This window comes from Mesorhizobium sp. WSM4842 (assembly GCF_055901575.1).
Map to the genome: position 1 here is coordinate 6,029,077 of NZ_CM148372.1, position 11,946 is coordinate 6,041,022.

Sequence of the window (11,946 nt, forward strand, 5' to 3'; positions counted from 1 at the left end):
TATCGATGAAAGGATTACAATGTGGTTTCGTGGAACCGCCTCGGGAGGGCTCGCCATGGAGATGTTTCAGGTCCGCTACGTGCTTGCCGCCGCGAAGATGCTGAACTTCACCAAGGCCGCCACCGATTGCAACGTGTCTCAGCCGGCGCTCACCAAAGCGGTCAAGACGCTCGAGGATGAGCTTGGCGCGCCCTTGTTCCACCGCGAGGGAAAGCGCGTCCTCCTGAGTGAGTTCGGGCGCTCCATTCTGCCGCATCTTCAGCAGATCATGCAGGAGGCCCACGCAACCAGGACGCTTGCCGACAATTTCAGGCTGCTCAACCAGGTGCCGATCCGCCTCGGCGTCATGTCGACCATCGGCCATGTGAAACTCGCCCGGTTCCTCGCAAAGTTCCAGCGCGACTATCACGGCGTCGAGCTTGAAGTTAGCGAGGCGAGCGTTCAGGAACTGAAAAACAGGCTTGAGCAAGGCGATCTCGATCTTGCCGTTCTCAATCCGCTGGAGGGATTGGGAGCGGCGTTCCGCGTCCATGATCTCTACAGTGAGCGTTACGTCGTCGTATTCGCGCCGGATCACCGGCTTGCGAGCCTCAATGCAATCAAGTTGGTCGATCTCTCTCAAGAACCCTATGTCGATCGTCTGTCCTGCGAAATGCGGGACCTGGTAATGGGTGTGTGCCGGGAAAGAAATGTCAGCCTTTATGCCCGCTTTCGTTCCGAGCGCGAGGATTGGATCCAATCAATGGTGCTGGCGCGGATCGGCTTCGCCTTCATGCCTGAATATTCGGTGACATCGCCTGAACTTTTGCAGCGTCCGCTGATTGAACCCGCGGTGGCACGCACGGTGTCCCTGGCTAGCGTTCCGGGCCGGCCCTATAGCCCGGCGACGGCGGCAATGGTCCGAGCTGCCCAGACGTTCGATTGGCCAGGCTAGGCGTTTATTGCTGAGGCTTGAGCTACTGCTGGTTTGAGATGCGTCTGCGCCGCCCTGGTGTTCCTCCGGCCGGTACCGACCCTATTCAGGACCTGCCGACACTCGATCGCTGCGCATTTTGAGAGATGTGGCTGTATCAGACGCCCAAAGTCGGTGAGATGGACATGGCTATGCTCGCGGTGGAAGAGATGCCCTCCAAGCTCTGCCTCAAGCTTCTGGATAGCCCGGGTCAGCGCCGGCTGGGTCACGCAGCAGCGACGCTGCTAGGAAGTAGCGGATTTCGTGCATCTGCATGGATTCGCCCTTTCCCGATGACAGCGGCGCGATGAAATATTAGCATTTCTTTTTCTTCGGAACGACTGCAACTTTCTTGCTTCGTTGGAATCGCGCTCGCCCAAGGAGCGCGGAGAAAGGCTCGCGATGGCCGGATGGAAATTTGAGGGAGGACAATCATGACCTTGCCCAGCTACGCAATGAACCAGGCAAGTTTCCCGGAGATGTACGAGCGGTGGCTCGTCGGCACTCTCTTCCGTCCATGGGCCGAGATGGCTCTTGACGAGCTGGAATTGTCTTCGGGCGATCGCGTACTCGATATCGCTTGCGGAACAGGAATAGTGGCGCGCGTTGCAAGAGAGCGGCTCGATGAAGCCGGATACATCGTCGGCGTCGACATCAGCCCCGACATGCTTGCCGTGGCGCGGGCTGTAGAACCAGCCATCGACTGGCGTCAGGGCAATGCCAGCGAGCTGCCTCTGCGTAACGGTGAGATGTTCGACGTGGTCGTCTGCCAGCAAGGACTGCAGTTCTTTCCTGACAAACCCGCGGCGGCGGCGCAGATGCGTCGCGCGCTGGCGAAGGGTGGCAGGCTGGCGGTCGCCACGTGGTGCCCGGACGACGAAATCCCCTTCTTTCGCGAACTGCGCCGCGTCGCGGAGCGCCATCTGGGCGCCATCGCCGATCAACGGTACAGCTTTGGGGAAGCGGCTCCACTTGAGGCGCTGCTGCGAGACGCCGGCTTCCACGAGGTCCGATCAAGGATTGTTTCGTGCACCATCCATCTCGGGGAAGGTGCACCTTTCCTGCATTTGAATACGATGGCGCTGGTCGGGATGAGTTCCTTAGCCAAGGAAATGGGCGATCAGGAACGCAAGCGCGTCCTGGGGGAGATCGTGAGCGAGAGTGCGCCCGTGCTGCTGCCGTATAGCAATGGGTCGGGACTAGCCTTCGAGCTCAGCACCAATCTTGCGACGGCCAAACGGTAATGATCACCAACGGAGAACTCATTCGATCGAGTATTGTGCCGAGAATGACTGCTCATGCACAATCTTCCGTTCGAGAACCGAAAGGATTGCCCCGCTGCGGTCGAGGGCAGACCACCTCAGGGAAATTTCTGCTCGCAATCGAGATGCTTCACAAGCAACGCATCGGCTACGCAGCCCTCGATTAAAATCAGCTTGCTTTACATTTCGAATTATTTTGCCGCACTGTGGCCATTGTGCCGCCATTATCCATGACTAGCTAAATGAAGCACTGACCGTTCTTCTTGTCTTTTTCGACGTTGACGGCTCAACGTTGGAAATAGATCTGCCCCTGAATATCTGGGCGGCTAGACAAGGAACGGAGGGGGACCTGGCGTCACTCCAAAGGACAATTGAATTCTTTGCTTGCGGAGGCGTCCTCCTTTCGGGCGGACGGCCTTTGTCGAAAAGGATCGCGGGGCTTGGCCTGGCGGCGACAGTGGCAGCCATGCCATGGCCGGTCTATTCGGGAGTTTTGGTCAACGGAGTGACCGAAGCCGCAGTTGCCACTGCTGTTCCGTACTCCGCTTTGAGTTTCCCCTCGGCCGCGTCCGAGTTCGACATCATCGATCCGGGCACCATATCGACCTCCCGACGCAAGGGAGAAGGCACACTGGCCGACGCGTTGAAGGGCACCGTCTCCATCCTTTCCGAAGGCGCGGAACAGATCGTCATCGGGATGTCGGTGCACGAGTTCGGCGAATACAAGGTGTCGCAGTACATTGCCACCGAGATTCTGCGTGCCGCCAAGGACACCCAATTTCCAGCCGACACCCTTTTCGCGATCGCCGAGAAGGAATCCTCCTTCGACATCAACAACCGCCCGCCTAAAGGGTCGGCACTTGGTCTTATGCAGTTCCTCGACCAGACATGGCTCGAGGCGGTGAAGAAGTACGGTGCAGAGTTCGGCCTGGGCGACGAAGCGGAACTGATCCGGATCCGCCCCGAGGGCAAGCGCGAACACCATTTCGTCGACGACAAGGCCGAAGAAGAGCGCATCCTTGAATTCAGGCGCGATCCCTATCTGTCGGCAGCACTGGCGGCCAAGAACCTTCTCGCGGCCAAGGAACGCATCGAAGCCCGTCTCGAGAAGGCTATGGACGAAAGGGATCTTTACCTCCCCCATTTCCTTGGCACAAACGGGACAGCAACACTCCTGTCGAATGCCGAAGAGAAGCCCAATGCCACGGCCAGCAAAATCTTCCCCAAGGCGGCGCGCTTCAATACTGCCATCTTCAAGGCCGAGGGAAATCAGCTCACCGTCGGCCAGTTTCACCAGCGCATGCGCTCCTTCCTGGAAGCCCGCATCGGCAAATACAGCGATGTCGAAACCCGCGTGAAACAGGCTGACCTGTCCTGGACAGCCGGTATCGAGAATCTCGTCTACGATTTGGGCAAACGGCTGGCGATGACACTGCAGCGGTAGCCAGCCAGGTATCGGGTTTTCACCACTAAAGCGCGTCGCGTTTGATCGGCCTCACGCGACGCGCTTTAGGTTGTGGTTTTATGCATGTCGCTATCGCAAAACCGCTGCACACTTTTGCGCGACATGCATTAGGCGTGCCCGGCCGCCAGGCTGAGATGCGCGAGGTCGATGCCGATCGAAGCGAGAATCCGGTCGTATTTGCGCTCGATGTCGGTATCGAACAGAAGCTCCGCATTTGCCGGGCAGGTCAACCAACCGTTCTCGGCGATTTCGCTTTCCAGCTGACCGGCGCCCCAGCCCGAATAGCCGAGCGCCATCAGCGCATGCCGGGGCCCACGGCCCGACGAAATGGCGCGCAATATGTCGACGGTCGCGGTCAGGCAAATGTCTTCGGAGACGGCCAGCGACGATTCCACCCGGTAGTCGCCCGAATGCAGGACGAAGCCGCGGCTGCGATCCACGGGTCCGCCGTTGCGCACGACGAAGTCGCGGGCCTGGGCGGGCAAGCGGATCGCCTCCTGTTCGTTCATGATGCCGAGCTGCACGAGCAGATCCGGAAACAGCATCTGCTGCGTCTGGTTGATGACCAGGCCCATCGCGCCTTCGTCGCTGTGCGCGCAAATGTAGATGACGGAGCGCGTGAAGCGGTCGTCCTTCATGCCGGGCATGGCAATCAGGAACTGGTCGTCGAGAAAGCCGCGTCCCGCAGCCATCTTCTTGTGGCGCAACAAGTCCATGAGGGGAGCGTAACGCGTTTCTGGAGCGCCGAAAAGATGCGCCGCGCGCGATTTGGTCGCAGATGTGCATCTAAGGTCACGCAAGCTGTGCCCGAGGTCACGCAAAAGCTGTGCCCGAGGTCACGCAAATATGATAGCAGCGACCCCATGAAGTCATTGCGCAGCCATGAAAGGACGCTCAAATCACCGCCATGCAAAGCTTGAAAGTCCTGCTGCTCAGCGCCGCTGTCGGATGTGGAACCGGCCTTCCCGCCGCAGCCTCCTCGTCGATCTGGTACAATAGCGAAGGCGGCAAAGTGCGGCTTGTGACCAGCGGCAAGCCCGACGAAGCCGGGCGCATCCATGGCGTCCTCGATATTGCGCTCAAGCCTGGCTGGAAAACCTACTGGCGCGATCCGGGCGACGCGGGCGTGCCGCCGCAAATCGATATCTCGGCCAGCACCAACATTGTCAACGCGACGTTTTCGTTTCCACCGCCCCAGCGCCACGACGACGGCTACGGCAAATGGGCCGGCTATGACCATCCGGTTTCGCTGCCGGTGACCTTCACGCTGTCGGCGCCGAACGAGCCGGCCGTCATCGATGCCGATATCTTTCTCGGCATTTGCGAGACGATCTGCATCCCGGTGCAGACGAAGCTGACCATCGATCCGGGCTCCGATCCGGACAATGTCGAAGATGCCGCATTGGTGAAGGCGGCCCTTGCAACCCTGCCTGCTCCCGCAGGACCCGATTTCGGCATCAATATCCTGCCGGGCGACCGCGAGACACTGATTGTCGAGGCGAGCTTTCCGGGCAATCCCGAAGCAGCGGATTTCTTCGTCGCCGGTGAGCGGGATTACATGTTCGGCGTGCCGGCCCGCAGCGAAAAGGAAGGCAAGCTGGTGTTTACCGTGCCTATCCTCGACAGGCCGACGACGACGCCGACGGATGGCGGACTTTACTACACGCTGACAACTGCGGCCGGAGCGGTCGAAGGCCTGCTGCCGTTCCCTTGATCCCGAGCAAAGGATGTTCAGGTCGAACATCCTTTTGTGTTCCCGGCTCCCCGATGTTGCGGGAAACAGCTGAGTTCGCTATCGCAAGAACACTTCCATTCCATCTCTCAAGCGAGGACCATGATGACGATTGCCATTGGCGATAACCTGCCCGATGCGACCTTCAAGACGATGACTGCCGACGGCGCAAAAGCGATCACGACGGCCGAGATTTTCTCGGGAAAGAAGGTGGTGCTGTTCGCCGTTCCCGGCGCTTTCACGCCGACCTGCTCCAACAATCATCTGCCCGGCTATCTGGATAATTACGACGCCATCCTGGCGCGCGGCGTCGACACCATCGCCGTCGTCGCCGTCAACGATGTTCATGTGATGGCCGCCTGGGCCCGCTTCAGCGGCGGTGAAGGCAAGCTCCTTTATCTTGCCGACGGCAATGGCGATTTCGTCAAGTCGATCGGCCTTGACGCCGATCTTTCCAACGGCGGCATGGGGCTGCGCTCGAAGCGGTTTTCGATGATCGTCGACGACGGCAAGGTCACCGCGCTCAATGTCGAGACAAAGCCCGGCGTCGACGAATCCGGGGCGGCTCATATTCTCGGACAGCTTTAGATTTCGGCTTGGCTCTTAAAGCGCGTCGCGCTTTTAAGTCTTCGTTTTTCGTTATCCCAAAACCGTTGCGCAGTTTTGAACAACATGCATTAGGGATTGTTTGCTTTGGGGGATCTCAATGATGTTTGACATCTTCTGGCGCGCTGTGGCGATCGGCATCGGCGCCACGGCGCTCATGGACCTCTGGGCGATCTTCCTGAACACCGTGTTTGCTCAGCCGCGGCCGAACTGGGGACTGGTCGGTCGCTGGGTCTGGCATCTAAGGCGCGGCAAGGTCTTCCACGACGACATCGGCGAGGCAGCACCCTACGCGCATGAATCGGCGCTGGGCTGGGCCTTCCACTATTTTGTCGGCATCGTCTACGGCATCATTCTGGCCGTTTTGGCGGGAGCGACGTGGCTGGCCGCGCCGACCTTCCTGCCGGCCTTCATCCTCGGCATCGTCACCGTGGGCGCCGGCTGGTTCCTGCTGGCGCCCGGCATGGGTGCCGGCTGGGCCGCATCAAAGCGCCCCAACCCCATGCAGATCCGCGCCCTCAATCTCGTCTCACATACGGTGTTCGCGCTCGGGCTATTCGGCACGGCGCTGCTGATCCGTTAGCCAAATTAATCGTCGCGGTGCTGCGCCAGCCTGTCGATCGGCCGCCATCCGTGGACAACGCGACGCGCGTGAATATCGTACGCGAAATAGTTCCCGCCGCCCGCTGGCTGATCCGCCTCGCGGCTGATCTCCCGCCCGCCGAGAGAAAGCAGCAGAAGCGTTCCGACACCTCCGTGGCCCACGAAAGCAACGTCGGCGGCGTCATCTGTGCCGAGCACAGTGTCTACCTCGCTCAGAATACGATGCTGAGCATCGATAGCCCGCTCCCATCCGCGAATGCTGCTGTATGGATTGGCGAAGAATTGGTCCGCGACCGCTTCGAACTCCGCAGGCGGTAGGAAACCGGTTGCCGATCGGTCATTCTCATGCATCCGTTCCCTCACCTCGACCTCAAGGCGGAGATGCCTTCCGAGTATCTCGGCGGTTTCTATCGCCTTGCGTTCACCCGATGACACGATACGCCGGATCGACCGAACCCACGGCTGATCGAGCATCGCAGACATTCTCGCTCGCCCGATGTCGGATAGCCCCCACTCTGGCACTGGAACATCGGCATCGATCCGAACCTGGGGATGCGTGATGTAGTATGCGATCGGCGTGATAGAGGTCTTCCTGCCAGAGAGCGGACCTGCAGCCGAAATTCAATAACTCTGGGTCGAGCGCCGTGGCTTTGCGACCGCCGGCTGCTTCGACTGCGGGCCTGGCTTCGGCGCCGCGGTCTTGACGGGGCCTTTCTTGAACGGCGCCATGCCGAGCCGCGCCAACTCGTCGGCACGCTCGTTCTCCGGATGGCCGGCGTGGCCCTTGACCCAATGCCAGATCACCTGATGACGGTTGCGCGCCTCGTCGAGTGCCTGCCACAGCTCCGCATTCTTCACCGGTTGTCTGGCGGCGGTCTTCCAGCCGTTGCGCTTCCAGCCGTCGATCCAGCTGAAAATACCGTCCTTGACGTAGTTGCTGTCGGTATAAAGATCGACGGCGCAGGGTTCTTTCAGCGCATTGAGCGCCGAGATGGCGGCCAACAGTTCCATGCGGTTGTTGGTGGTAGCAGCCTCGCCGCCCGACAGTTCTTTCGTGACGCCGTTGAAGCGCAGGACCGCCCCCCAGCCGCCAGGCCCCGGATTGCCCGAACAGGCACCATCGGTGAAGATTTCAACGCGCTTTGTCATGTCAGTCCATACTCGGAAGGAGATTTGATCGCCCGGTGGAAACGCATCCTGCGGATGTATTCGGTCGGGTCGCGTTTTATCACCAGCCCGCCGTTGGCAACGATCAGCCAGTCGTAAAGCCGGGTCAGCATGAAGCGCAACGCCGAGCCGCGCGCCAGTATCGGCAGCGCAGCTTTCTCCTCGCGGCTCAAGGGCCGCACGCTTTGGTAGCCGGCAAGCAGCGCCGTGCCCTTGGTCAGGTTGAAGGAAAAATCCTTCTCGAAGCACCAGGCGTTGAGGCAGGTAGCGACATCATAGGCGTAGAGATCGTTGCAGGCGAAATAGAAGTCGATCAGCCCGGACAGTTTCTCGCCGAGGAAGAAGACATTGTCGGGGAAAAGATCGGCATGGATAATGCCCTCCGGCAGGCCTTTGGGCCAGTTCCGCTCGAAATCTACGAAGTCGGCATCGACCTCGGCCGCCAGTCCCGGCTCGACCTCGTCGGCGCGAGGGCGAGCGGCGCTCCACAGCTTGCGCCAGCCATCGATGGCAAGAGCGTTCGGACGGGTCATCGGAAAGTCGGCGCCGGCAAGATGCAGTGCCGCCAGCGCCTTGCCGACCTCGCCGCAATGCGCTGATGTCGGCCGCCGCAGCGAAAGACCTTCGAGGAAAGTGATGATGACCGCCGGCCGGCCGGCAAGTGTTCCGATGACGTCGCCATCATGCGCCGTCACCGGAAGCGGGCAGGAAATGCCCTTCCTGGCGAGATGGCCCATGAGGCCGAGGAAGAACGGCAGGTCGGCCTTGTCGACGCGCTTTTCGTAGAGCGTCAGGATGTAGGAGCCGCTGGTCGTGTGCAGCAGGAAATTCGAGTTCTCGGTGCCTTCGGCGATGCCCTTGTAGGATAGGAGATCGCCAACCGGATAGGCCTTCAGGAACGCGCCGAGCTCGCCTTCGTTGACGTCGGTGTAGACCGCCATGGGCTCTTCACGCGGCTCCGTTGACGAAGGCCATGTCGGCCGCCGTCAGTTCGACGTCGCGCAGGACCCGCATCACCGGAAAATCCTCCGTTTCCGTCGCCGTCACCGCCAGCTCGATCGTCACGTCGAAGCGCTGCCGGAAGGCGTCGATGATCTCGTCGACGATGATTTCCGGCGCCGACGCGCCGGCCGACAGACCGAGCGTCGAGATTCCGGCAATGTCGGTCCACGGAATTTCGGAGGCGCGCTGTACGAGAAGCGACATCGAGGCGCCGGCGCGTTCGGCCACTTCGACAAGACGCCGCGAATTGGAGGAGTTGGGGGCGCCGACAATCAGGAAGAGATCGGAGCCCGCGGCGGTCTCCTTGACCGCTTCCTGACGGTTGGTGGTGGCGTAGCAGATCGATTCCGCGGCCGCCGCATGCAGATCGGGAAAACGATCCTTAAGCACCCGGATGATGCCGGCGGTGTCCTCGACCGACAGCGTCGTCTGGGTGACGAAACCGAGCGCCTGCGGGTCGGCGGGCACCAGATTCGCCGCGTCGGCTTCGGTCTCGATCAAGGTGACGGCGCCGTCCGGCAACTGCCCCATCGTGCCGATCACTTCCGGGTGGCCGGCATGGCCGATCAGAAGCACATGGCGGCCGAGCCGCTGATGACGCATCGCCTGCTTGTGGACCTTCGAAACCAGCGGGCAGGTGGCGTCGAGATAGAAGAGATTGCGCGCCTGGGCGTCCGCCGGCACCGACTTCGGCACGCCATGCGCCGAAAAGACGACCGGGCTCTGGCGATGTTCCGCCGGTATCTCGGAGAGTTCCTCGATGAACACCGCACCGAGGCTTTGCAGCCCCTCGACGACGTAGCGATTGTGTACGATCTCGTGGCGGACATAGACCGGCGCGCCGTATTTCTTCAGCGCCAGCACGACGATCTGGATGGCGCGATCGACGCCGGCGCAGAAGCCCCGCGGTTGGCAGAGCCTGACGGTCAGCGGTGGCTTTGTGGTCGTGTGAAGCATGATTCCCGGCCGGTTGGTCGTAACGTGAGCTCAAGTCTTGAACTCAAGGCGCGAAATGAGGTGCGCACCCCTGCCCTGTCAAGGGCGCCGGTGCCGATCATTCTTCTTTCGCCGGGCGGCGAAGCGTGAAGATGAGGACGCCGGCAAGGGCAGCGGCAAGGCCGTACCAGGTTACGGCGTATTGCAAATGGCTGTTCGGCAGGTCGATGATTGTAACGCCGCCGACCGGCAGCCCACCCGGGTTCGGCGTGGCGTCCGCGTCGAGGAAGAATGGCACCAACCCCGCGCCGGCCGGCAGACCGGCGCTGGCCGCCATGGCATCGCGATCCTTCCAGTAGAAGATGTTCTTTTGCGGATCATTGTCGGGAAGCATCATCGAGGGCTTTGCCGGCAGCGGATTGCGGGCGAGCCCCGTCACCGTCACCTGGCCCGCACCCTGGCTTTGCGGGCGCTTGGCCGCGTCCTTGAGATCGTAGGGCACGAAGCCGCGATTGATCAGGACGAAGCGGCCGTCCTCCAGATGCAAGGGCGTGAAGATATCGAAACCGGACTGGCCCTCCCAGGTCGCGAAGAAATGTCGCTCGCCTTGATGCAGGAATGTGCCTGATGCCGTCACCGGCGTGTAATCCACATCGCCGGTTGCGGCGAACCGATTTTCGACCTCGGCCAACGGCACAGGTGCGGAATGCGTGCGCTGGCCGATGGTCTGGAGAAGACCCTCTTTCCAGTACAGGCGCTGGACCTGCCAGGTGCCGAGCGCCAGCAGGATGAAGAACAGCACGAGGCCGAGGCCAAGCAGCAATGCCGTCTTCGGCCGCGAACGGCCTGCGATCGAGGCGGATGTTGTGCTCATTCGCCGAGGTCCAGCCTGCCCTCCGCCGCCTTGTTGCGGTATTGCAGCGTCAGGAGCACACCCTTGATCAGCCTGAGCGCGCCCAGGCAAAGCACCAGCGTCAGCGGTATCCACAGCAGGAAATGCAGCCAGAGCGGCGGATTCAGCGTCACCTCCATCCACAGCGCCAGCCCGACGACGATGAAGCCGATGATCAGGATGACGAACACCGCCGGACCGTCGCCGGCATCGGCGTAGGAATAGTCGAGGCCGCAACTGGCGCAGCGTTTGCCGACGGTGAGGAAGCCGGAAAACAGTCGTCCCTCGCCGCAGCGCGGGCAGCGGCCGTGCAGGCCGGCCGAGATCGGATCGATTGGTGGCCAGATCGCCTTGTCGTCGCTCATTGCGATACTTTAGCGCCCTTCGCCCCAAAAGATAAGGCGGCCACGTCGCCGCAGCCGCCCACGCAATTCCTCAAAAAAGATTTCAGTGACCTTCAATCACCGCGCCGCTCGAGGCCCAGACATAGATCGACGCGAACAGGAACAGCCAGACCACGTCGACGAAGTGCCAGTACCAGGCGGCCGCCTCGAAGCCGAAATGGTGCTTGGGCGTGAAATCGCCCTTCATCGCGCGGACCAGGCAGACCAGCAGGAAGATGGTGCCGATGATGACATGGAAGCCGTGGAAGCCGGTCGCCATGAAGAAGGTGGCGCCGTAAATCGAATCCCTGAAGCCGAACGGCGCGTGCATATATTCGTAAGCCTGCACCATGGTGAACAGCATGCCGAGACCGACCGTCAGCACCAGGCCGTTGATCAGCCCCTTGCGATCGCCATGAAGCAGCGCGTGGTGCGCCCAGGTCACCGTGGTGGCCGACAGAAGCAGGATGACGGTGTTGTAGAGCGGCAGGTGGAAGGGGTCGAGGACTTCGAGGCCCTTCGGCGGCCAGACGCCGCCGGTGAAGGCGGCGCGGGCGTATTGCTGTGCCTCGCCGGGAAACAGGCTGGCGTCGAAGAAAGCCCAGAACCAGGCGACGAAGAACATCACCTCGGAAGCGATGAACATGATCATGCCGTAGCGCAGATGCAGCGACACGACCCGCGTGTGGTGGCCTTCATGCGCTTCCTTGATGGTATCCGACCACCAGGCGTACATGGTGTAGAGGACGATCAAAAGGCCGATGAAGAACAGCCACGGATTGGCGATGTTGAAGCCGAAAATGGGGAAATCGCCGCCTTTGAGATACTGCATGTAACAGACGCCGCCGATCGCGGTGACCAACGCGCCGACCGAGCCGAGGAAAGGCCACGGGCTTGGGTCGACGAGATGGTAGTCATGTTGTGGTTTTGCGTGCGCGTCTGCCAT

The 11,946-nt window shown here is 61.1% G+C and carries 15 protein-coding genes; 6 read left to right on the plus strand and 9 right to left on the minus strand.

The features are described from left to right. Positions 1–55 precede the first annotated feature (55 nt). The gene (locus tag AC0NIE_RS29255) at positions 56–934 is read left to right on the plus strand and encodes a LysR family transcriptional regulator (RefSeq protein ID WP_167391349.1); all 879 of its coding nucleotides are present in this window, start codon (positions 56–58) and stop codon (positions 932–934) included. On the opposite strand, the gene AC0NIE_RS29260 is transcribed toward AC0NIE_RS29255, so the two are convergent. After that, positions 931–1,182 (minus strand): LysR family transcriptional regulator, encoded by a 252-nt coding sequence (locus AC0NIE_RS29260; protein ID WP_473487613.1) that lies wholly within the window; start codon positions 1,180–1,182, stop codon positions 931–933. The two genes, AC0NIE_RS29255 and AC0NIE_RS29260, sit on opposite strands and share 4 nt — an antisense overlap. 204 nt (positions 1,183–1,386) lie before the next feature. Between AC0NIE_RS29260 and AC0NIE_RS29265 the strand changes: the two genes are divergently transcribed. Both AC0NIE_RS29265 and AC0NIE_RS29270 read left to right on the plus strand, forming a co-directional pair. Beyond that, on the plus strand, positions 1,387–2,196 hold the full coding sequence (locus AC0NIE_RS29265) for a class I SAM-dependent methyltransferase (RefSeq protein ID WP_473487614.1): 810 nt from the start codon (positions 1,387–1,389) through the stop codon (positions 2,194–2,196). A 436-nt stretch (positions 2,197–2,632) separates the two neighbouring features. After that, positions 2,633–3,658 (plus strand): transglycosylase SLT domain-containing protein, encoded by a 1,026-nt coding sequence (locus AC0NIE_RS29270; RefSeq protein WP_473487615.1) that lies wholly within the window; start codon positions 2,633–2,635, stop codon positions 3,656–3,658. A 128-nt stretch (positions 3,659–3,786) separates the two neighbouring features. Here the strand turns inward: AC0NIE_RS29270 and AC0NIE_RS29275 are convergent, their stop codons facing one another. Then, positions 3,787–4,395 carry a YqgE/AlgH family protein gene (locus AC0NIE_RS29275; RefSeq protein WP_473487616.1) on the minus strand — a complete coding sequence of 203 codons (609 nt, stop codon included), beginning with the start codon at positions 4,393–4,395 and terminating at the stop codon, positions 3,787–3,789. A 191-nt stretch (positions 4,396–4,586) separates the two neighbouring features. Here AC0NIE_RS29275 and AC0NIE_RS29280 point away from each other — a divergent pair, with 191 nt between their 5' ends. The 3 genes from AC0NIE_RS29280 (at position 4,587) to AC0NIE_RS29290 (ending at position 6,600) form a co-directional block, all read left to right on the plus strand. Beyond that, entirely contained in the window at positions 4,587–5,393 is an 807-nt protein-coding gene (locus tag AC0NIE_RS29280; RefSeq protein WP_473487617.1) for a protein-disulfide reductase DsbD domain-containing protein, read from the plus strand. 123 nt (positions 5,394–5,516) lie between these two features. Next, positions 5,517–5,999, plus strand: a complete 483-nt coding sequence (locus tag AC0NIE_RS29285) for a redoxin family protein (RefSeq protein ID WP_473487687.1) — start codon at positions 5,517–5,519, stop codon at positions 5,997–5,999. A 121-nt stretch (positions 6,000–6,120) separates the two neighbouring features. Continuing rightward, the gene (locus tag AC0NIE_RS29290; protein WP_473487688.1) at positions 6,121–6,600 is read left to right on the plus strand and encodes a DUF2938 domain-containing protein; all 480 of its coding nucleotides are present in this window, start codon (positions 6,121–6,123) and stop codon (positions 6,598–6,600) included. 5 nt (positions 6,601–6,605) lie between these two features. Here the strand turns inward: AC0NIE_RS29290 and AC0NIE_RS29295 are convergent, their stop codons facing one another. The 7 genes from AC0NIE_RS29295 to AC0NIE_RS29325 form a co-directional block, all read right to left on the minus strand. Beyond that, positions 6,606–7,202, minus strand: coding sequence for a histidine phosphatase family protein (locus AC0NIE_RS29295; protein ID WP_473487689.1), 597 nt, complete (start codon positions 7,200–7,202; stop codon positions 6,606–6,608). Between the two features lie 39 nt (positions 7,203–7,241). After that, the gene (gene rnhA / locus AC0NIE_RS29300; RefSeq protein WP_258119014.1) at positions 7,242–7,769 is read right to left on the minus strand and encodes a ribonuclease HI; all 528 of its coding nucleotides are present in this window, start codon (positions 7,767–7,769) and stop codon (positions 7,242–7,244) included. After that, complete coding sequence (locus AC0NIE_RS29305) at positions 7,766–8,728, minus strand: homoserine kinase (protein WP_473487619.1); 963 nt, start codon at positions 8,726–8,728, stop codon at positions 7,766–7,768. The genes rnhA and AC0NIE_RS29305 overlap by 4 nt, the downstream gene beginning before the upstream one ends. A 7-nt stretch (positions 8,729–8,735) precedes the next feature. Beyond that, positions 8,736–9,746 carry a 4-hydroxy-3-methylbut-2-enyl diphosphate reductase gene (gene ispH / locus AC0NIE_RS29310; protein WP_258119018.1) on the minus strand — a complete coding sequence of 337 codons (1,011 nt, stop codon included), beginning with the start codon at positions 9,744–9,746 and terminating at the stop codon, positions 8,736–8,738. 97 nt (positions 9,747–9,843) lie between these two features. After that, positions 9,844–10,599, minus strand: coding sequence for an SURF1 family protein (locus AC0NIE_RS29315; protein WP_473487620.1), 756 nt, complete (start codon positions 10,597–10,599; stop codon positions 9,844–9,846). Beyond that, on the minus strand, positions 10,596–10,982 hold the full coding sequence (locus AC0NIE_RS29320) for a DUF983 domain-containing protein (RefSeq protein ID WP_473487621.1): 387 nt from the start codon (positions 10,980–10,982) through the stop codon (positions 10,596–10,598). Before AC0NIE_RS29320 ends, AC0NIE_RS29315 begins: the two co-directional genes overlap by 4 nt. An 82-nt stretch (positions 10,983–11,064) precedes the next feature. After that, positions 11,065–11,946, minus strand: coding sequence for a cytochrome c oxidase subunit 3 (locus AC0NIE_RS29325; RefSeq protein WP_473487622.1), 882 nt, complete (start codon positions 11,944–11,946; stop codon positions 11,065–11,067).